Origin of the sequence: Micromonospora sp. NPDC047557 (assembly GCF_043205095.1) — a bacterium.
In the GTDB taxonomy this organism is placed as follows: Bacteria; Actinomycetota; Actinomycetes; order Mycobacteriales; family Micromonosporaceae; genus Micromonospora.
This window is the reverse complement of sequence record NZ_JBIDDK010000007.1, coordinates 197,866-217,923: the sequence shown is the minus strand read 5'-3', so window position 1 is coordinate 217,923 and position 20,058 is coordinate 197,866. Positions and strand designations below refer to the sequence as shown.

The following is a 20,058-nucleotide window of genomic DNA, read 5'->3' as shown; positions in this document are numbered from 1 at the left end:
CGGGTCAGTACATCGAAAGATGAACATGGTTTGTGTGGCTGGCGGCCGGGCTGCCGCTGCCGCTGTACGACCGCCAGCCCGTGCCCGGATGCCAGATCTGCCGGTACCAGATCACGTAGAGCACACCCAGCCGGTCGGCGTTGCGCACGTGCCAGGCGGCCAGGCTGTCCCCGTACGCCTTGTCGCCGCCTGTCGCGTTCTTGTCCTCGAAGCCGTTCGTGGCGGCCGAGAAGTCGCAGGCCCGCCCCTTCGGGTGCTCGCCGCCGCCACCTGAGCGCTTGCAGGAGACGTGCCGCTTGTAGCCGGCGGCCTGGGTCTGCTTGAGGGCGTTGAGGGTGCGCGGGGTGATGCAGCCGGAGGTCGTCGGGTCGTCCACCGAGCAGGACTCCGACGGCCAGGACCCGTCGGAGTTGCGCGGCGCGGGCTTCGCCGACGCGGAACTGCCGCCGCTGAAACCGTTGCTGCTGCCCGAGCTGACCTCGGCGAGAGCCGCCTCGGCCTCCTTCTTCTTCTTCGCCATCACGGCGAGCTGCTTCTGCTGCTCGCGGACCTCGGTGTCGATGGCGATCTTGGCCTGCTGGGCCTGCTGCCGGGCCTCGGTCAGATCACGCAGCCGCTTGCTGTCCCGCTGGGCCATCAGGTCGAGGTCGGCGGCGCGTTGCAGGAACGCCTGCGGGGTGGCGGTGTTGAGCAGCATCGCCGTCGGGGTGAGCCGACCGGCCCGGTACGACTGTGCGGCCACCTCGCCGACCTGGGCGGTGAGCCCGACCAGCCGAACCTCGACGGCCTTCAGCTCGCCGGTCAACGCCGTCTGCCGACGCTTGGAGTTGTCCAGCTTGGCCTTGGCCTCGATGTGACCCTTGGCGGTCAGCTCCAGCGCGTCCTGCAACTTCTTGGTGCCACCCTCACCGGGCTCCGCGTACGCGGGCACCCCGCCGGCGAGCACCAGCGCGACGGCGGCGAGCAGAGGGAGCAGTACGCGGCGAACGCGCCGCTGGCTGAGCCTGTTCCTGGGCACGACAGCGTCCTTCCGTCGACCGCCGGCCCCCGGTGAACTCTGCGCGGCGGCGTCCCCGCCGGCGCCGGTCGGCGGCCTGCTGGCGGAGACCGCCGGTCACAATACCGGAACGCGCGCCGGTGACCAGCCCTGTGAGCGCCCGCCGGCCCCAGTGTCGACGCAGCGTGCCGCCGTCGTCGCACACGGCGCAGAAACAGCCACGCGGACGTCCGTCACATGGCCTAAAGGCGCCGCGCGGTGCGCGGATCAGGAGCCGAGCAGGGCCTCGTGCACCTCGGCCCAGACCTGTTCGTTGGCCGCGACCAGCAGCCCGCGGCCATCGTCGGCCGGGTCGTAGTCGACGCCGTCGAACCGGCGGGCGACACCACCCGCGGCGCGGACCAGCAGGGTGCCCGGCGCATGGTCCCACGGCAGGGTGCGCCAGAAGAGGGCGAACTGCTGCTCACCGGTGAGGATGTCCAGGTATTCCCGGCCGGCGCAGTGCTGGCCGGGCAGCAGCTCGCCGAGTCGGCGACCACCGGCACGGACCCGGTCGCGGGCCTCCGCCGGCAGGAAGCGCGTCATCGCCACGCCGCGCAGGTCGCCCAGCGGCGGCACGGCGTCGGCGGCGCCGACCGGCTGGCCGTTGAGCAGGGTGCCCTCGTCGGCCCAACCGGCGGCCAGCGTCTCGGCCAACGGGTCGAGAATCCAGCCGGCGGTCGGCCGGCCGTCGGTCAGCAGGGCCACCATCAGGGCGAACGGCCTGCGGCCGGCCGCGAAGTTGGCGGTGCCGTCGACCGGGTCGACCAGCCACACGTCTCCGCTGTCGCGCAGGTGCCGCAGCAGCCCCGGATCGTCGGCGACACCCTCCTCACCGACCACCGTCGAGCCGGGCCGCAGCCTGCGCAGCCCAGCGGAGATCAACTCTTCGGCGCGGCGGTCGGCGACGGTGACCACCTCGCCGGGCGCCTTCTCCGACACGTCGGCGTCGTCGAGCTTGCGGAACAGCGGCACCACGACCTGGTCGGCGGCCTCCAGGAGCAGGTCACCGACGTCGTCGAGCAGGGTGTCAGCCACGAGGCGGCAGCTTGACCACGCTGACGAAGAACTCGTCGATCTGCCGCACCACGGAGATGAAGCGCTCGAAGTCCACCGGCTTCGTCACGTAGGCGTTGGCGTGCAGCTGGTAGCTGCGCAGGATGTCCTCGTCGGCTTGCGAGGTGGTGAGCACCACCACCGGGATCCGACGCAGCTCCGGGTCGTTCTTGATCTCTTCGAGCACCTCCCGGCCGTCGCGGCGGGGCAGGTTGAGGTCGAGCAGGATCAGGTCGGGCGCCACCGCGTCGGCGTACTGGCCCTCCCGGCGCAGGTAGGCGAGCGCCTCGGCGCCGTCGGAGACGACGGTCAGCCGGTTGCGCAGCTTGTGCTCCTCGAACGCCTCCTGGGTCATCAACACGTCACCCGGATCGTCCTCCACGAGCAGGACCTCGATCGGGCTCTTGCCGTCCGCCGGCGCGGTCATCCCACCGTCTCCCTCATGTCACCCGTTCTACCGCTTTCCGGCGGCCCGTCGGCCCGGTCCGGCTGGTCCGCTTCGGCGGAGTGCTCCGGCAGCGCGGACGACGCGTCGTCCGCGGGCGTCGTGTCCCCCGGCGTAACCGGCTGCGGCTGCTCGGCAGGGTCGGTGGCGGCAGCCGCCTCCACGTCCTCGGGGAGTGCCGGGAGGGTGAACCGGATGGCCGTGCCCTCCGGTACGTCGGTGTCCACCCAGACCCGGCCGCCGTGATATTCGACGATCTTCTTGACGATCGCCAACCCGATGCCGGTGCCCGGGTACGCGTCCTTCGAGTGCAGCCGCTGGAAGATCACGAAGATCTTGTCGGCAAACTCCGGCTCGATGCCGATGCCGTTGTCCTGGCAGCTAATCTCCCACTCCGCCCCGACCAGCCGGGCCGAGATGTGCACCTTCGGCGGCACGTCGGGACGGCGGAACTTGATCGAGTTGCTGACCAGGTTGGCCAGCAGGTTGGTGAGCAGCGGCTCCTCGCCACGGATCACCGGCAGCTCGGTCCAGGTCAGCTCGGCGTCGGCGTACTGCCGGGCGGCCTCGGTCTGACCGGCCACGTCGCCCATCACCTTGTTGAGGTCGACGTCGACGAAGCCGGTGGTGAGCCGGCCGATCCGGGAGAACGCGAGCAGGTCGTTGATCAGGCGCTGCATCCGCTGCGCGCCGTCCACCGCGAAGGCGATGTACTGGTCGGCCCGCTCGTCGAGCTGCCCGGCGTAGCGGCGCTGGAGCAGCTGGCAGAAGCTGGCCACCTTGCGCAGCGGCTCCTGCAGGTCGTGGGAGGCCACGTACGCGAACTGCTCCAGGTCGCGGTTGGACCGGGTGAGCTCCTCGGCCTGCTTCTGGAGCTGGCTGTTGACCCACTCGATGCGCTCGCGGGCCTCCCGCACCTCGGCCAGGTCGGAGGCGATCTTCTGGCGCATCGCGTCCACGTCGTCGCCGAGCTGGGTGAACTCCGGCGGGCCGACGGTGGCGATGCGGTGCTGGTAGTCGCCCTCGGCGACCTCGCGGACCTGGGTGGCCAGCCCGGTCAGCGGCCGGATCACCATCCGGTCCAGCGAGAGCAGCAGCACCGCGCCGGCCACGACCACCACCACGGCCGCAATGATCAACAGGATGACCAGCACGTTGCTGCTGTTGCGGACGTTCGCGGCAGACTGCTCCCGAGCGGCCAGGATCTCCTGCTGGAGGTCGTCGACGGCCGAGCGCACCTCGTCGAACCGCTGCCGGGCCTGCTCGGTGACCAACGCCTGGCCGGCGCGGGTGCCGTCCTGTTGGGTCGTGGCGATGACCGGCTCGGCCACGGCCTCCCGCCACTGCTCCGCCGTCCTCTCGACGACCTGCAGCTCCTGGCCGATCTGCGGGTAGTCGTCGAGCAGCGCCCGCATCGCGCTGATGGTGGCCTTCTCCTGGTCGAGCCCCGCCTCGTACGGACTCAGATCAGCCGGGTCACCGCTGACCGCGTACCCGCGAACCGCCGTCTCCTGGTCGAGCACCGCGTTGAGCAGCTCCTGCGACTGCACCCGCAGCGGGCCGGTCTGGTTCAGGATGGCGTCGATCTGGGTGCGGTTGCGGGCGGCCATCGCCGCCTCCGCGGTGGCCAGGCCGATCAGCAGCACGCCCACGACGGTGAGCAGGGTGATGACCCGGCGGCGCAAACTCCAGCCGCCGCTCACCGGCTTCACCGGCCACCACCCCGGCTGACCAGCAGCATGGCCACGTCGTCGGCGAGCGGGCCGCCGTTGATCTGCTCGGCCCGACCGACCAGCCAGGCCGGCAGCTCGGGCAGCGACACCTCCCGGTTGGCCGGCTCGTCGAGCAGCCCGCTCAGGCCCGGCACGTCGAGCCGTTCATTGCCGGCGCCCACCCGCCCCTCGATCAGGCCGTCGGTGTACATCAACAGGGACCAGTCATCGGTGTCGAACTCCAGGTCGTAGGCGATCGGCCGGCGAGGTCGTACGCCCAGCAGCAGGCCACCGGGCGCGGGCACCGGGACGACCCGGCCACCGGAGAGCAGCAGCGGCGGCGGATGCCCGGCGAGTCGGACGGTGGCCCGGTTGGCGTCCAGGTCGAGTCGGGTGGTGGCCACCGTCGCGAAGATCTCCTGAAGTCGGCGCTCACTCATCAGCACCTGCTCCAGTGCGGGCAGCACCTCGTCGTCCGGCACCCCGGCGAGCACCAGGGCCCGCCAGGCCACCCGCAGTTCCACACCGAGCGCTGCCTCGTCCACCCCGTGCCCGCAGACGTCACCGACGATCAGGTCGAGACGGTCCGGACGGGTCTGCACCACGTCGAAGAAGTCTCCGCCGATCAGCGCGGCGTGCCGACCCGGCCGGTAGAAGGTGTGCACCGCCACCTGGTCGGTCGTCATCAGCGGTTGGGGCAGCAGGCCACGTTCGAGTCGCGCCGACTCGGCCTGGCGCAACTCGACCTCATGCAGCCGGCGGGCGTTCACGTCGGCGCGCTTGCGCTCGACCGCGTAGCGCAGCGCCCGCGTCAGCAGCACCCCGTCGACCTGGCCCTTGACCAGGTAGTCCTGTGCGCCCTCGGCGACCGCCACGATGCCCATGTGCTCGTCCGAACGGCCGGTCAGCACGCAGACCGCGGCCCCACTGGACATCTCCAGCACCTGGCGCAGCCCGTCCAGCCCCTGCGCGTCGGGCAGGCCCAGGTCGAGCAGGACGCAGTCGACGCCGGTGATCCGCTGCCGCGCCTCGCTGAGGCTGGTGGCGACCGCCAGGTCGATCATCGAGTTCGTCTCGGCGAGCAGCTCACCGACCAGGAAGGCGTCGCCCTCGTCGTCCTCCACCAGCAGCACCCGCAACCGCTCGCCGGGCGGCAGGTTGCCGTGCCGCGCCAGGCCACCGTGCGGGTACGGCACAACTGGGGACGCGGCCAGGCCGCCTCCCCGGTGCGGCCGGGTCACCGCCGCGAGACGCGGGAGTTCGCTGGTGATGTTGGGCTCCTTCCGAGTGCCCTGCTGATCCTGTATTAGACAACGGTCGCACACAACACGATGGGCGCGGCACGGGCGGGGATGGGCCGGATCACTGCTCGTCGGGGGACAAATCGGGCGTCCGGGAGGTGCCCGGGTGGCCGAGCGCACGCCGCCGACGGGCGGGAGATCGGTGGACGCCCGGCCATCCCGTCCCCGGCCGGCGGAGGGCAGGATGGTGCCACCCCAGGCCCCACCACCCTCGAGGAGTTCGGATGGGCGCACCCCCCACCCCCGTCACGGCGGGCGTACCGCTCCGGCCGGGTCCGGGCGTACCCCCGGCCGACCGTGCGCTGACCCGACCGCGCCGGCGGCTCCTGGCCGCCGCGGCGGCGCTGGTCGCGCTGGCGGCCGTCGGCGCCGGCAGCCTGCTCGACCTGCGCACCCCGACGCCGAGGCCGGCGGACGCGCCGGCGGGCGAGTTCAGCGCCACCCGGGCGTACGAGGACGTCCAGGTGATCGCGGCCCGGTCGCACGTCGCCGGGAGCCCGGCCAACGACCAGGTTCGCGCGCACGTCGAGCAGCAGTTGGGCGGCCTGGGCCTGGAGACGGAGGTGCAGGACACCGTCGCGCCGGAGGCCGGTCAGCTCAGTGGGGCGGCCGGCGGGGCGACAGTGGCCCGGGTGCGCAACGTGGTGGCCCGGCTGCCCGGCACCGACCCGACGGGACGGGTGTTCCTGGTCGCCCACTACGACTCGGTGCAGACCGGGCCGGGCGGCAACGACGACGCGGCCGGCACCTCGGCCATCCTGGAGGTGGCCCGGGCGCTGACCACCGGCCCCCGACCCCGTAACGACATCGTCTTCGTGCTGACCGACGCCGAGGAGGCGTGTCTCTGTGGCGCGGCGGCGTTCGCCGCGAGCCACCCGCTCGCCGCCGACGGCGGTGTGGTGCTGAACCTGGAGGCGCGCGGCTCCACCGGCCCGGTGATCATGTTCGAGACGTCGAAGAACAACGCGAAGCTGGTGGACGTCTTCGGCCGGGCCGCCCCGCACCCGGTCGGCACCTCGTTCGCGGTGGAGATCTACCGGGCGTTGCCCAACGACACCGACTTCACCGCCTTCCTGGACCAGAAGTTCGTCGGGCTGAACTCGGCGTACATCGACGGCGGCGCGATCTACCACACGCCGCTGGACACCCCGGCCGCGATGGATCGGAGCAGCCTCCAGCAGCACGGGGACAACGCGTTGGGCCTGGCCCGGGAGTTCGGCCGCACCGATCTCACCGACCTGCGCTCCGGGTACGACGCCACCTACTTCCCGGTCCCGGGTGGGCTGGTCCGCTACCCGGGCTGGCTCGTCCTGCCGCTGGCCCTGCTCGCGGTGCTCGCGGTCGCGGCCCTGGGTTGGCTGACCCGCCGCAGCGGTCGGGCCAGCACGGGACGGCTCGCCGCCGGTTTCGGCCTCGCTCTCGGGCCGATCGTGGCCGCGCCGGTCGCCGCCCAACTGCTCTGGCTGGCGATCACCGCGATCCGTCCGGGGTACGCCGAACTGCTCGACCCGTACCGGCCGATCTGGTACCGGTTGGCCGTGCTGGCGCTCGCCGCCGCCATCCTGTTCACCTGGTACGCGCTGGTCCGCCGCCGGATCGGCCCGGCCGCGCTCGCCGTCGGCGGGCTGGCCTGGCTGGCCCTGCTCGGGGTGCTGCTCGCCGTGGCGGTGCCCGGCGGGGCGTACCTCACCACAGTGCCGGCCCTGGCCGGCGCCCTCGGCGGGCTGGTCGCGCTGCGGACCCGGCAGACCGGGCCGTGGCCGGTGGTGGCGGTGACGGCCGCCGCCGCGGTCGGCGTGGTGATCCTGCTGCCGACCGTGGTGCTGCTCTTCCCCGCGTTGGGCATGGCGATGGGTGGGGTGGCCGCGCTGGTCGCGGTGCTGCTCGGCCTGACCGCGCTGCCGGTGGTCGACCTGCTGCACCCGCAGGCCGGCGGGCAACGCGGCCTGGTGGCGCTGCGGGCCCGACGACTCGCGGTACTGCCGGCCGGGGCCGCCGCCCTGGCGGCGGTGGTGCTCGCCGGGGTCGGGCTGGCCGTGGACCGCTTCGACGCCGCCCACCCCGCGCCCACCCACCTGATGTACGCCCTGGACACCGACACGGGCGAGGCGCAGTGGGTCAGCCAGGAAGAGGAACTGCAACCGTGGACCGCCGAGCACGTCAGCCCGGTCGAACGGGCGTCGCTCCGCTGGTGGTTCCCCGCCTTGGGTGACAAATCATTGCGTGTCGGCACGGCTCCGAACGCCAATCTGCCGGCGCCGACCGTGCAACTGCTGTCGGACAGCACCGCCGGTGGTGAACGAACACTGCGGGTCCGGGTCGTGCCGCAGCGGACCGTACGCCTCGTCTCGCTGCACGTGGACGCGACCACCGCCGAGGTGAAACGGGCGGAGGTCTCCGGTCGGGCCGTTCCCGTGGAGCGGCAGCCCACCGTTGAGGAGGCGTCGCTGGACCGGTGGGGGTTCGGGGTGGTCTTCCACGCCCCGCCCCCCGAGGGGATCGAGGTGACGTTGACCGTGGTGCCGCGTGCACCTCAGGTGTCGCTGCGAGCCATGGACGCCAGTGACGGGCTGGACGCGCTGCCCGGTTTCCGCCCTCGGCCGCCGGGCGTCGGCGTCGTCGGATCGCACAGCTCCGAGATGCTGGCGGTCGCCCGCACGTATCCCCTCTGAGAAGAAAACCGGTGGTCCGGCGGCACGAATCAGCCGCCGGACCACAGTGGTTGGAATTGCGTTTCGGTCAGCTCACCGGCTCCGGTTGACCGGAGCCGATACGCCGCCAGCGGTTTCCGTCATGATCGGTGAAGGTGAGCTCCACCAGAACGGTGTCAGTCGCCGCTTGTAGCCGATGCTCCGCCGTGACGGTGACGAACAGATCCGAACTTTCCCGGCCGTGGATCCGGCGGACCTGTTTCGCACCAGCCAGGTCCACGGGCGTGCCCTCGGGATCGTCGGACGGGACCAGTCGCGGCAGCGCTGTCACGTCCAGGACCGGCGCGTCACTCTCGTTGGCCACGGTCACCCGCAGCACCGACTTGCCCCGGATCTCGGCGACCGCCGAGACCAGCCGGGCCTGGGTGGCGCGGACGCGCAGCTCGTCGGTGCGCCGGGCGCGAATCTCCCGGCGCAGCCCGAGATAGACGAAGAGCACACTCGCGATGGAGCCGACCGCGCCGAACCAGTCCGGCACCGAACCCCAGTCGGCCACATCGTCGTACGGCAACCAGTTCATGCGTCCATCGTGGAGCCGCCGCGCGAGGAACGAGCACGGCGGATCGGCCCGAATGGACGGCGAAATGGAATTCGCGGTGCCGATTCCGGTCAGCCGGCCGACCTAAACGGAGAGTGTGCAAGCCAGTACAGCGGTGGATACCCTTGCGGTTGACGTAGGGCGGGTGACCATCCCTCCGAATGTCCACTCAGTGGACATGATCTTTTCTGCCACCCGCCGCGCCGCAATTTCGCCACCGAAGGGGGACCGCATTGACTGCGGACGCTCCACCCGAGGATGCGGGCGTGCGCCGGCCGGCCTACGACCGACCGAGTCGCGTCTCCGTCGACCCGCCACTCGGGCGTCTGGACAGCCCGCTGCACGGCCGGGACGACCTGATCGACGAGATCATGCATCCGGCAGCCGACGGCGAACAGCCGTCGGTGCACATCCTGTGCGGCATGGGCGGCTCCGGCAAGAGCCACGTGGCCCTGGAGATCGCCCGCCGGGCCCGAGCGGACGGCCGGACCGTCTGGTGGGTGCAGGCCGGTCGGCTCAACTCCGGAATGCGCGAGGTGGTCAGTCAGCTCGGCGCCTCGGAGAGCCAGGTCGACCAGGCGTGGGCCGGCATGATCAGCGCGACCGACCTGGTCTGGCGCTACCTCAACCAGGCCCAGCAGCCCTGGCTGCTGATCTTCGACAGCGTGGACGAGCCCGGCACGCTCGGCCCCACCGACGGGGTGCTCGCCGACGGCACCGGCTGGCTGCGCAGGCCGGAGGCCGAGGACGGGATGGTCCTGGTGACCACCCGGGACGGCAACCGGGCGACCTGGGGCACCTGGTCGATTCTGCACCAGGTGCGCCCGCTCGACGCCGACGCCGGGGCGCAGGTGCTCATCGACCGGGCCGGCGCGCAGGCCGGCGGCCTCGACGACGCCCGCGAACTGGCCCGCGAGCTGGGCGGGTTGCCGCTGGCGCTGCGGGCGGCAGGCAACTACCTGCGCTCGGTCAACGCCAGCAAGGTCTGGCGCGGCTCGTCCACCATCACCACCTTCGCCAACTACCGCACCGCTGTGCAACGCCGGTTCCGCTCCCCGCGCGATGCCGCCGACGTCGACCTCGACGAGTCGCTCGGTCTGGAGATCGTCCGCGAGGTCGACGACATCTCACTGGACCTGCTGGCCCGCCGCCAGCTCCAGCAGAGCCGACCGCTGCTCAACGTGCTGGCCTGCCTGAGCATCTCCCCGGTGCCCTACGAGGTGGTGCTCAAGCCGGCCATCCTGGCCGGTTCGCCCCTGTTCGAAGGGCTGACCGCCCGGCAGCGGGTGAGGGTGCTGGAGGGCATCGGCGACCTCGCCCTGGTCGACTTCGACGTCCAGGAGGACGTGACCGACCCGGCCTTCGCGCACGTGCTGTCGCTGCACCCGCTGGTGCACGCGATGTTCCGCGACCGCGACGAGGTCCGCGAGCAGATCGCCGAATACCACGGCGTGGTCATGAAGCTGCTGCTCGCCGCCACCGAGGGGCAGAGCCCGGACGACTCGGCGGTCTGGGCCAACTGGGACGTGCTGGTGCCGCACCTCGTCGAGGCGGTACGCGAATACCTCGTGCCGCAACGGCAGAAGCACGACCCCGAGACCGTACGCCGGGCGCTGGAGCTGACCCGCCTCACCGCCCGCTACCTCATCGCGATCGGTCTGCCGGGCTCGGCCTTCGACATCCTCGACCCGATCGTGCGGGGCTGCGCCGCGTACGACCACGACCTGGACCGGCCCCAGGTGCTGGCGCTGCGCCACGAGCTGGGCCGCACCTGGCTGGAGCGCAACCAACCGGAGATGGCCGACCGGGTGCTGCGCGACGTGATCGCCGACCGCACCCGCGTACTGGGCAGCGACGACCCCGACACCCTCGCCAGCCGGCACAAGCTCACCAAGGCGATCATGGCGCAGCGCCAGTGGCCGGAGGCCGAGTCCGAGCTGCGGCAGATCGTCGCCGCCGAGGGCCAGGTCCGCGGGCCCGAGCACTGGGACACGATGATCGTGCGGCACAGCCTCGCGCTGGCCGTCCTCGCCCAGCACCGGGCCCCCGAGGCGGAGGAGATGCTGCACGCCATCCTGGAGGTCCGCTACCGGCTGTGGCCGCTCAACCAGCCCGAGACGTGGCAGGCCCGGCACACACTGGCCCGGTGCATGCAGGAGCAGGGCCGCCTCGCCGAGGCGGAGGCGGAGCTGCGGGCCACCCTGGCCACCGTGGAGCCCCGGCACGCCGACCGCAGCGAGGTGCTCGCCATCCGGGCCACGCTCGCCGTGGTGCTGCTGCTCGACGGGCAGGTCGACGCGGCGATCGGGGTGTACGAGCGCCTGCTGGCCGACCGACGGCGGCTGCTCGGGGACACCCACCTGGACACCCTCCAGGTGGAGCACGCCCTGCGCCGCCTGCGCGACGGCGACTGACCCGTCAGTGCGGCGCCGCCGGGCCCAGGTCGCTCGGGTCGGTGTTGCCACCGCAGACGATCAGCGCCACGCGCTCCCCCGCCTGCGGCACGTACGCCCCGCCGACCAGCGCGGCCAACGCGGCGGCGCCGCCCAGCTCGGCGGCGACCCGCAGCTCCGACCAGAGCAGCCGACGCGCCCGCACCAGGTCCTCGTCGCGCACCAGCACGGAGACCACGCCGGTACGACGGGCGGTGTCGAACGCGATGTCGCCGATCCGGCGGGCGCCCAGCGAGTCCGTGGCGATGCCGCCCACCTCGATGTCGACCGGCCGGCCCGCCTTGAGGGCGGCGTGCAGGGTGGGGATCTGCTCCGGTTCGACGGCGACGACGCGTACCGACCCGTCGAACCAGGTCGCGATGCCGGACACCAGCCCGCCGCCGCCGACCGCCACCAGCACGGTGTCGATTCCGTCGAGCTGGTGTTCCAACTCCCGACCCACGGTGCCCTGACCGGCCACCACCTCCGGCTGGTCGTACGCGTGCACCACCAGCGCCCCGGTCTCGCCGGCCCGCTCGGTGCTGGCCGCCAACGCCTCGGCGTAGTGCTGGCCCACCTGCCGCACCTGCGCACCCAGGCCGGCCAGCCGCTGCACCTTGACCGGCGAGGCGGTGACCGGCACGAAGACCTCCGCCGGCACGCCCAGCGACCGGGCCGCGTACGCGACCGCGAGGCCGTGATTGCCCCCCGAGGCGGCGATCACCCCGGCCGACGGCAGCGAACCCTGGAGCATCCGGTTGAACGCGCCGCGCGGCTTGAACGAGCCGGTGTGCTGGTGCAGCTCCAGCTTGAGACTCAGCAGACCGGGCACGCCCAGGTCGGCGCCGTCGACGGAGATGACCGGCGTCTGCCGGACCCGACCCTCGACCAGCGCCGCAGCCGCCTCGACGTCGCTCTTGTCCACCATGGGGAAACGCCCTTCACTACGACCAGAGAGCCAGTCGACCGTCGTCGGTGAGCCCGACGAAACATCCTATGGAGATTCGCCGGCCATCCGTCGCCGGACGCACCGTGTGATAGTGACGCGGGTCAAACAGAAATCCCTCTCCCAGTTCCGGCCGCAACGTCAACGACTGCGCGCCGTCGGTCACCGACTCGTGATAGCCGTACCCGCCGGGAATCCGCAGGTCCTCGTCGCTCGGCTGCCACCGGCGACGCCACAGCACGGTCTCACCGCCGACGGGCGGCACCCGGACGTAGATGTTGAACGCCAACTGGGCCACCACCTCCGCGTCGAGCAGCCGGCCGGCGTACTCCCGGACCGCGTCGTCGAAGTGCACCTGCAGGCCGGCGTTGATCTCGCGGACGACGCCGACGTGCATCTCCCGCCGCTCCCGCCGCCCGGGCGCCACATCCGGCCAGGCCGACCGGAACGCGGCCACGCACAGCTCGCGCGGCGCGTCCGGCAGACCCAGCGTGGACCAGCCCTTCTCGGCGGCACGAGCCGCCTCCCAGTAGTCGTCGCGCAGGTCGCCGCCGTCCCGGTGATCGTTGATGGCCGGACCGAACTTGGCGACGACGGGAAACACCCGGCTCTCGTCGTAACGGTCCATCTCCGCCCCGGCGAGTGCGGCGGTGATCGCGTGGCAGCGGACGGCGGGCAGCAGCCCCGGCACCCGGACGGCGGCGATCCGCCCCGCCACGAGCCCGGCGACGTCTGCCCGGGTGATCGCCGCGGACTCGACGGCCACGAACAACGGATCGGTTCTGCTCGGTTGCCGCACGGCGGTCCTCCCGTATCGAAGATCCCTCACCGGACAAGTCGCGCCCCCCGACCCGCGCACGGTGCAATGTAGCCACCGGCGGCAAACCCGCACCGCACCATTGACCGCAGCACATGTCGTGAACACTTCCGCAGTTCCGCGGCGGGGTGGCGGATGCCCCGTTACCATCGGCCCCACCAGGGGTACGTCACACCGAGCCGTACGGCGGGTCGATTCCACCGATCGGGGAATGGTGACGACTCCCGGCCGGGTGGATGATGCGAGTAGTTCGAATGCGGACGAGGAGTTCGATTATGGCTGGCGCCGGCCCGACCGATCTTGACGCGTACGTCGACCGCCTGGAGATGGCGCGTCGAATAGCCCGGGAAATGATCGAGTCCGACCACCTCGCTCTGGAGCTGGCCGTACGGCAGCGCCCACAGTGCTGGTCCCGACGCCCGGTCGGCCACGGCACCCGCACCGACGCCTGATCGGCGAAGTGGGGGCATCCCGCCGCCGAGATACCCCCAGGTCGTCGATCTGGAGTCGATCACCTGACCGGGACCGCGAAGTTTGGCACCGCCGGGCAGAATGCCACCCATGCGCCGGCTTGCGACGGTTCTCTGCCTGCTGACTGCTGTGATGGCGGGAGTGGCTGCCTGCGCGGCGCCGCAGACACGGCCCGGAGACGCCGCAGTGAGCGCGTCCGCCGGGTGGGGCACCTACCAGGCCGAGGTGAGCGGCGTGACGCCCGGTCCAGGTGTCCGGGCGGTGACCGTGCAGGTCAAGGCACTCGCTGGTGGCGATGGTTGCTCCCGCAACGTGCGGGTCGACAACCAGACCGAGGAGAACGGCGTCATCTTCGCCGACATCGTGCAGGATTCGGCCGGGTCCGCCATCGTTGGCGCCTGCCCGACCTTCGAGCCCGCCGAGGTGACCCTCACGTCGGCGGAGCCCATCGGCGACCGCCCGCTGTCGCTCAACCAGAAGACGTGGGCGCTGAAGAACGGCGCCTACACCCGGTGTGACGAGAACCTGGGCTGCAACCCACCCAAGGATCGCTGCGACCCGACCTGGACGCGTGCGGCCGTACGGGGGATGGACGTGTCCCGCCACTCGCAGGGCCACGTCGAAGCCTGCGACGGCAACTGGCTGATCATGACGGTGCCCGACGATCCGACCGCGTGCGGCGTCGAGCCGCGCCCCGGGTGCGAGGTGAACACCGCAGTACGGCGCTACTTCCTGCGGAACGAGCCGGCCGCATGGTCGACCGTCGCCCAGACCACGTCGGGTGGGTGCGACGTGGTCCGCAAGGCCGCGCCTGCCTTCCCCCGGAAACTCTGCACCCACCTGGAACCGACGGCGCGGCTCGTCACCGTGGCACCACCGCTGCCGTCCGATCGACCCGGCGGCTGAGGACCGGCACCAACCGGTGCGCTACGTCCAGCGGCTTCACGCGAGCCGTTTCATTCCCGCCGCTGCTGCCGTCAAGGGCGATGTGACGCAGAGCGGGCGCTGGGCGCTGAGGATCCGCTGATCCTGAGCGCCCAGCCCGAGAGTTGCTCGGCCGGTCCGGGACGGCTACTCGCAGCCCAGGGTCTGCCCGTACCCGCCGCGCGGCGTGTTTCCGGCGGCCACCGTATCGGCGGTCTCCCAGAATGCCTCCGGCCAGTCGCCCTTGTCGTTCATCTGGTGTAACACCTTCCAGTTGTGGCTGCTCCGCAACGCGTCGGCGGCTCGCTTGAGGGCGGCTTCGTCGCCGGCCTCCTTCGCGCGCAGCCATTCGGCAATCCACCCGCAGCCAACCCGCCTGGTCACCCTGACGCCGAACTGATAGGGGTCGTTGATACTGAGGTCGTTCAGCGTGGCGGTGTCGAAACCCGGAGGAAGCGGCACATCCGCGAGCACCTTGGCCGCCCGCTCGTCCACCCGCTGCGGGGTGACGATCTCTGCCGGCAGTGCGGCCAGCCACGTAGGGACGTCGACGTGGACCACGTCGGCGAGAATCCGATCGAATTCGCTACGCGTCGCGCCCCCGGAACGCAGTTCGACGAAGGAACCGTCGCGGGGCACGAGCATGACGGCGTAGTCGCTCGCGCTGTACCGGAACAGGTCGCCCTGCCGGCCGTCGACCTTCACCGCCTCCGGCTTGCTGACCCATAGCCGGTCCTTGTGGTAGTCGTCGTACCGGTCAGCCGGGTACCAGTTCATCTGCAACTGCCGTCCGCCGTTGCTGAACGCGATCTCGCCCTGCTTCTCGGCGAACCCGTGGACGGTGGTCGCCTTCCAGCCGGGCTGGTCAATCAGTAGCCGCGGGTTCTGCTCGGCCGCCTTCAGCGCCACCGCCGAGTAGGAGACGGCTCTCGTCCCCTCGGAGGTGGTCGGCGATGCCCCGCGGCCGCCGGGCTGATCGGGACCAGTGATCGAGACGGCCAGGACACCGACGAGAGCGGCTGCCGCGACGCCCGCGCCGACGAGGCTGCGCACCACGCCGCGGCGCGCCCGACGGCGCCTTTCCGGTGGTTCGGCGACGCGATCAAGGGTCGGCACGGACATGATCTCCTCCAGGAGGTTCGGCGCGACCCCGTCGAGGTGCCTGACGACATCCGGTCGGTAAGGGTCGGCGTCACGGACCATCTGGTCGAGCTGCTCGTCGGTCATCTGCCCTCCTCAGGGGTGCGTACGGCCATGACATCGAGTACATGTCCGGGCCGGCCGAGATCGTCACCGACGAGATTCCGCAGCCGGGCCCGGGCACGCGACAGCCGGGTACGGACCACAGCCGGGCTCACGCGCAGGACCGCGGCGACCTCGCGCGGCTCCAGCCCCTCCCAGAAGGTCAGCATCAACACCTCCCTGTCCAACTCACCCAGCCGGGCCAGCGCGGCGCGGACCGCGAGCCGCTCGGGCACCTCGCTGCCCGGGTCCACACCCAAGGCGCCCCGGAGCCGTTGCCGCAACCGTTCGCCCAGCCGCTCCCGGCGCGCTCCGCCGCGGTGGTGGTTCGCCAGCACCCGTCGGGCCACCCCGTACAGCCACAGCCGGGCCTCGGCCTCCGGCGGCATGTCACGGCTGCGCCGCCAAGCGACGAGGAAGGTCTCGGCGACCACGTCGGCTGCGTCTTCAGGCTGCTCGACGCGCCGCATCGCGTACGCCAGCAGCGGCTCGAAGTTGACCGCGTAGACGCGTCGGAAGCGGTCCTCGTGTTCAGTCCGGGAACTCACGTCTACTCCATGTCCAGTCGAGCGCCCATCGTGACAAGCCCGATCCGGAAACCACGGAGTTCGCCGGGCCGGCCTCGACCAGGCCGACGTCCCGCACGAGGACGGATGCGACCGGGCGCCCTGAACAGAGAAGCTGGGGGTCTTACTTCCAGCGGAAGTGGACGAAGAGGCGGCCGAAGTTCTTCGAGTCCTTCTCCACCCGGTGGTAGAGCTGCTTGACGTCCTTCTGGTCGAGGAAACGCAGCACCCGCTTCTTGAGCTGCCCCGACCCCTTGCCCGGGATGATCTCCACGAGGGTGGCCTTCTTCGCCACTGCCTCGTCCATGATCCCGCGCAGCGCGCGGTCGATGTCCTGGCCCTTGTTGAAGATGTCGTGCAGGTCCAGCTTGAGCTTCATGCCGCAGCCCCCCGCCGGTCAGGTCCCATGTCCGCCATCCTAGGGCCCGTCGGGCCGCCCGCCGGACGACGAAGGGGCGGCCCGTAGGACCGCCCCTTGTTCGTCACCGGTTCCGCGTTCAGCGGGTGCCCACGCGGGCCTCGACCCGCTCCAGCGCGATCCGGTAGTCGTCGTTGGCCGCGTACATCGCCGCGGCGATCCGCAGGTGCCGCAGCGCGTCGGTGTGCCGGTTCAGCCGCTCCAGTGTCCGGCCCAGCACGTGGTGCGCGTAGTGGTCGCTCGGGTCCCGGTCGACCAGCTCCCGCAGCTGCTCCTCGGCCCGGTTGAGCTGGGCCGACTGGAAGTACGCCCGGGCCAGCAGCTGCCGGACGGCAGCGTTGCCGGGTTCGGCGTCGACGATCGGCTCCAGCAGTCGGGCCGCTCCGCTCGGGTCACCGGTTTCGAAGAACATGGTCGCCCGCCGGTAGTCCGCCAGAAGATCCATCTGCCCACCTCCTCGGGTCGCGCCGTCACCTGTTCCGACGCTGGCACAACACTCGACGTTTGGCGACTGTTCCCCGGGTGGAAATAGGGTCAGGCGCGAGCGTCCCGGCGACCGGCGGCCAGCTCCCAGGCGCGGACGCCGCCGACGATCCCGGCCGTGTTCGGCACCACCACCACATCGTCGCCCATCCGGGCCAGCTGCTCCGGCCGGATCAGCCGGGAGTTGCCCCCGCCCAGGTAGAGCCGGTCCCACCGGAACACCGGGCGCAGCCCGTCCACCACCTGCCGGATCCGCCGGGACCAGAAGGCGTCGCCGAGCCGCCGACGCTCCGGCTCACCCACGTACGTGTCGTAGGTCGTACCCCAGCGCACCGGCGCGTGCGACAGCTCCAGGTGCGGTGCGAGCACGCCGCCGTCGAAGAGGGCGCTGCCGAGCCCCGTCCCCAGCGTCAACACCAGTTCGCAGCCGGTGCCCGCGACCACACCCGCCCCGTGCACCTCGGCGTCGTTGAGCACCAGCGCGGGCACCCCGAACGCGTCGGCCAGCGCGCCCCGCGCGTCCCAGCCGGACCACTCGGCCAGCAGGTCCGGGTCGATCCGGGAGCGGGGTCCGCTACGGGTGACGTAGTGCGGGGTGGCCACCACCACGCCGTGCCGGATCATCCCGGGTACGCCGACCGTCAGCCGGTCCGCCGTGGGCAGCCGCCCGCCCAGCTCCAGCAGGGTCCGGACGAACAGGGCGGGAGGCAGCGGGTACGGCGTCGGCACCCGCAGCGGGCGGGCGCGCATCGTGCCGGCCTCGTCGAGGACCGACGCCTTGATGCCCCCGCCACCGCAGTCGATCGCCAGAGTGGTCACCACGCCGTTGAGTCTGCCCGCTGCCGTCGGCTCTTATGCGAGCAGCCGGATAGGCTGCCGTCCTGATGAGCGCCACGATGATCGTCAAGGACCTGGCCGCCGGGCACGGGGACCGCCCACTCTTCTCCGGGCTGGACCTGGTCGTCGCCCCGGGCGACGTGGTCGGCCTGGTCGGGCCGAACGGGGCCGGCAAGTCGACGCTGCTGCGTACCCTCGCCGGATTGTTGCCGGTCGAGGCCGGCAGCGTGCGACTCAGCCCGCCCACCGCGAGCGTCGGGCACCTGCCGCAGGAGCCGGAACGGCGACCGGGCGAGACCGTACGCGACTTCCTGGCCCGCCGGACCGGGGTGACCGCCGCTCAGGCGGCGCTGGACGCGGCCACCGAGGCGCTGACCGCCGGGACGGCGGGCGCCGACGACGCGTACGCCGACGCGCTGGAGCGCTGGCTCGCCCTCGGCGGCGCGGACCTGGACGAACGCGCCGAGCAGGTGAGCGCCGACCTGGGGCTCGCGGTCGACCTGGACCACCCGACGACCGGGCTCTCCGGCGGTCAGGCCGCCCGCGCCGGGCTGGCGTCGCTGCTGCTCAGCCGGTACGACGTGTTCCTGCTCGACGAGCCGACGAACGACCTGGACCTGGCCGGGCTGGAGCGGCTGGAGGAGTTCGTCACCGGGCTGCGGGCCGGCACGGTGCTGGTCAGCCACGACCGGGAGTTCCTCACCCGCACCGTGACCCGGGTGGTGGAGCTGGACCTGCCGCAGCAGCAGGTGCACCACTACGGCGGCGGTTACGCGGCCTACCTGGAAGAGCGCGAGGTGGCGCGGCGGCACGCCCGCGCCGACTTCGAGGAGTACGCCGACACCAAGGCCGGCCTGGAGGCGCGGGCCCGCACCCAGCGCGGCTGGATGGAGAAGGGCGTGAAGAACGCCCGCCGCAAGGCCACCGACAACGACAAGATCGGCCGCAAGTTCCGCAGCGAGGCGAGCGAGAAGCAGGCCGCCAAGGCCAAGCAGACCGAGCGGCTGATCGAACGGCTCGACGTGGTCGAGGAGCCCCGCAAGGAGTGGGAGCTGCGGATGGAGATCGCCGCCGCGCCCCGCGCCGGCGCCGTCGTGGCCACGCTGCGACATGCGGTGGTACGCCGGGGAGGCTTCACCCTCGGGCCGGTCGACCTCCAGATCGACTGGGCGGACCGGGTCGCGGTGACCGGGGCGAACGGTTCGGGCAAGTCCACCCTGCTGGCCGCACTGCTCGGGAGGCTGCCGCTGGACGAGGGCACCGCCTCGCTCGGGCCGGGCGTGGTGGTCGGCGAGGTGGACCAGGCCCGAGGACTGTTCCTCGGCGACGCGCCGCTGATCGACGCGTTCCACGCGGCCGTACCGCACCTGTCGCCGGCGGACGCGCGGACCCTGCTGGCCAAGTTCGGGCTGCGGGCGGCGCACGTGCCGCGGCCGGCGGCGACGCTCTCCCCGGGCGAGCGGACCCGCGCGGCGCTGGCCCTGCTCCAGGGGCGTGGGGTCAACCTGCTGGTGCTCGACGAGCCCACCAACCACCTCGACCTGCCCGCCATCGAGCAGCTCGAATCGGCGCTGGCCAGCTACCCCGGCACGCTGCTGCTGGTCACCCACGACCGGCGGATGCTGGCCGCCATCGAGACGAACCGTCGGCTGCGGGTCGACGCCGGGCGGATCGCCGAGGATTGATCCGTGCCGCAGGGCCGGGCCGGGGTGAGAATGACGCCATGCTCAAGTGGGAGTACGCCCTGCTGGTCCGCCGCCGCCAAGCGGCGACAAACGACCTCGGCTGGGAGGTCGTCTTCGTCTGGTACGGCCCGGACGGCTCGATGGTCGACGTGACGCCGTACGGCGACACCGCGCTGGCTCACCTGAACCGGGCCGGCGACCAGGGCTGGGAACTGGTCGCGATGAGCGAGGACCCGTCCCTGCCCGGCAACAACGAGTTGCACCGCTACCACCTGAAGCGGCCGAAGGCCGCCGCTCCCCCGCCCCGCCAGCGCATCCGCAGTGGTCGCCGGACCCTCTCCGGCTGACCCCGTGCCCGGCGGCGGCGGCTCGGACGGCTTGGGCGTAGGCCAGGCAAGTTCGGTGGCCGCCGCCGAGGCGTGTTGCTCCAGTGAGCCG

19 protein-coding genes are annotated in these 20,058 nt (G+C 72.0%); 6 read left to right on the top strand and 13 right to left on the bottom strand.

The window, feature by feature from the left end; all coding sequences use genetic code 11:
- Positions 1–4 precede the first annotated feature (4 nt).
- The 5 genes from ACGGAQ_RS18955 to ACGGAQ_RS18935 all read right to left on the bottom strand — a co-directional run bounded on the left by ACGGAQ_RS18955 (position 5) and on the right by ACGGAQ_RS18935 (position 5,445).
- Complete coding sequence (locus ACGGAQ_RS18955; protein WP_393051130.1) at positions 5–967, bottom strand: coiled-coil domain-containing protein; 963 nt, start codon at positions 965–967, stop codon at positions 5–7.
- A 297-nt stretch (positions 968–1,264) separates the two neighbouring features.
- Entirely contained in the window at positions 1,265–2,074 is an 810-nt protein-coding gene (locus tag ACGGAQ_RS18950; protein ID WP_393050897.1) for an inositol monophosphatase family protein, read from the bottom strand.
- On the bottom strand, positions 2,067–2,519 hold the full coding sequence (locus ACGGAQ_RS18945) for a response regulator (protein WP_007465485.1): 453 nt from the start codon (positions 2,517–2,519) through the stop codon (positions 2,067–2,069). Before ACGGAQ_RS18945 ends, ACGGAQ_RS18950 begins: the two co-directional genes overlap by 8 nt.
- The gene (locus tag ACGGAQ_RS18940) at positions 2,516–4,249 is read right to left on the bottom strand and encodes a CHASE3 domain-containing protein (protein ID WP_393050894.1); all 1,734 of its coding nucleotides are present in this window, start codon (positions 4,247–4,249) and stop codon (positions 2,516–2,518) included. The genes ACGGAQ_RS18945 and ACGGAQ_RS18940 overlap by 4 nt, the downstream gene beginning before the upstream one ends.
- Positions 4,246–5,445: a PP2C family protein-serine/threonine phosphatase gene (locus tag ACGGAQ_RS18935; RefSeq protein ID WP_393050891.1), complete on the bottom strand. Its 1,200-nt coding sequence runs from the start codon at positions 5,443–5,445 to the stop codon at positions 4,246–4,248. The genes ACGGAQ_RS18940 and ACGGAQ_RS18935 overlap by 4 nt, the downstream gene beginning before the upstream one ends.
- A gap of 329 nt (positions 5,446–5,774) precedes the next feature.
- Between ACGGAQ_RS18935 and ACGGAQ_RS18930 the strand changes: the two genes are divergently transcribed.
- Positions 5,775–8,222 carry a M28 family peptidase gene (locus ACGGAQ_RS18930; protein WP_393050888.1) on the top strand — a complete coding sequence of 816 codons (2,448 nt, stop codon included), beginning with the start codon at positions 5,775–5,777 and terminating at the stop codon, positions 8,220–8,222.
- Between the two features lie 67 nt (positions 8,223–8,289).
- On the opposite strand, the gene ACGGAQ_RS18925 is transcribed toward ACGGAQ_RS18930, so the two are convergent.
- Positions 8,290–8,781 carry a hypothetical protein gene (locus ACGGAQ_RS18925; RefSeq protein WP_393050886.1) on the bottom strand — a complete coding sequence of 164 codons (492 nt, stop codon included), beginning with the start codon at positions 8,779–8,781 and terminating at the stop codon, positions 8,290–8,292.
- A 284-nt stretch (positions 8,782–9,065) separates the two neighbouring features.
- On the opposite strand from ACGGAQ_RS18925, the gene ACGGAQ_RS18920 reads away from it, so the two are divergent.
- On the top strand, positions 9,066–11,213 hold the full coding sequence (locus ACGGAQ_RS18920) for a tetratricopeptide repeat protein (protein ID WP_393050884.1): 2,148 nt from the start codon (positions 9,066–9,068) through the stop codon (positions 11,211–11,213).
- Between the two features lie 4 nt (positions 11,214–11,217).
- On the opposite strand, the gene ACGGAQ_RS18915 is transcribed toward ACGGAQ_RS18920, so the two are convergent.
- Positions 11,218–12,159, bottom strand: a complete 942-nt coding sequence (locus ACGGAQ_RS18915) for a threonine/serine dehydratase (protein WP_393050882.1) — start codon at positions 12,157–12,159, stop codon at positions 11,218–11,220.
- A gap of 16 nt (positions 12,160–12,175) precedes the next feature.
- Positions 12,176–12,976, bottom strand: a complete 801-nt coding sequence (locus ACGGAQ_RS18910; protein WP_393050880.1) for a hypothetical protein — start codon at positions 12,974–12,976, stop codon at positions 12,176–12,178.
- Positions 12,977–13,269: 293 nt separating this feature from the next.
- Here ACGGAQ_RS18910 and ACGGAQ_RS18905 point away from each other — a divergent pair, with 293 nt between their 5' ends.
- Together ACGGAQ_RS18905 and ACGGAQ_RS18900 are read left to right on the top strand one after the other, a co-directional pair.
- Positions 13,270–13,446 carry a hypothetical protein gene (locus ACGGAQ_RS18905; protein ID WP_393050878.1) on the top strand — a complete coding sequence of 59 codons (177 nt, stop codon included), beginning with the start codon at positions 13,270–13,272 and terminating at the stop codon, positions 13,444–13,446.
- A 205-nt stretch (positions 13,447–13,651) separates the two neighbouring features.
- Positions 13,652–14,371: a hypothetical protein gene (locus ACGGAQ_RS18900; RefSeq protein ID WP_393050876.1), complete on the top strand. Its 720-nt coding sequence runs from the start codon at positions 13,652–13,654 to the stop codon at positions 14,369–14,371.
- 165 nt (positions 14,372–14,536) lie between these two features.
- Here ACGGAQ_RS18900 and ACGGAQ_RS18895 read toward each other — a convergent pair whose 3' ends face one another.
- From ACGGAQ_RS18895 to ACGGAQ_RS18875, 5 genes are all read right to left on the bottom strand, one after another.
- Positions 14,537–15,616 (bottom strand): hypothetical protein, encoded by a 1,080-nt coding sequence (locus ACGGAQ_RS18895; protein ID WP_393050873.1) that lies wholly within the window; start codon positions 15,614–15,616, stop codon positions 14,537–14,539.
- Positions 15,613–16,179: an RNA polymerase sigma factor gene (locus ACGGAQ_RS18890; RefSeq protein WP_393050871.1), complete on the bottom strand. Its 567-nt coding sequence runs from the start codon at positions 16,177–16,179 to the stop codon at positions 15,613–15,615. The genes ACGGAQ_RS18895 and ACGGAQ_RS18890 overlap by 4 nt, the downstream gene beginning before the upstream one ends.
- Before the next feature lie 142 nt (positions 16,180–16,321).
- A complete protein-coding gene (locus tag ACGGAQ_RS18885) occupies positions 16,322–16,576 on the bottom strand; it encodes a Smr/MutS family protein (RefSeq protein WP_088987488.1) in 255 nt (84 codons plus the stop codon).
- Positions 16,577–16,694: 118 nt separating this feature from the next.
- Positions 16,695–17,060 carry a tetratricopeptide repeat protein gene (locus tag ACGGAQ_RS18880; protein ID WP_393050868.1) on the bottom strand — a complete coding sequence of 122 codons (366 nt, stop codon included), beginning with the start codon at positions 17,058–17,060 and terminating at the stop codon, positions 16,695–16,697.
- Between the two features lie 89 nt (positions 17,061–17,149).
- Entirely contained in the window at positions 17,150–17,920 is a 771-nt protein-coding gene (locus tag ACGGAQ_RS18875; protein ID WP_354854454.1) for an ROK family protein, read from the bottom strand.
- A gap of 62 nt (positions 17,921–17,982) precedes the next feature.
- Between ACGGAQ_RS18875 and ACGGAQ_RS18870 the strand changes: the two genes are divergently transcribed.
- Both ACGGAQ_RS18870 and ACGGAQ_RS18865 read left to right on the top strand, forming a co-directional pair.
- A complete protein-coding gene (locus tag ACGGAQ_RS18870) occupies positions 17,983–19,620 on the top strand; it encodes an ABC-F family ATP-binding cassette domain-containing protein (RefSeq protein WP_393050865.1) in 1,638 nt (545 codons plus the stop codon).
- Positions 19,621–19,658: 38 nt separating this feature from the next.
- Positions 19,659–19,967: a hypothetical protein gene (locus ACGGAQ_RS18865; RefSeq protein ID WP_393050862.1), complete on the top strand. Its 309-nt coding sequence runs from the start codon at positions 19,659–19,661 to the stop codon at positions 19,965–19,967.
- Positions 19,968–20,058 lie beyond the last annotated feature (91 nt).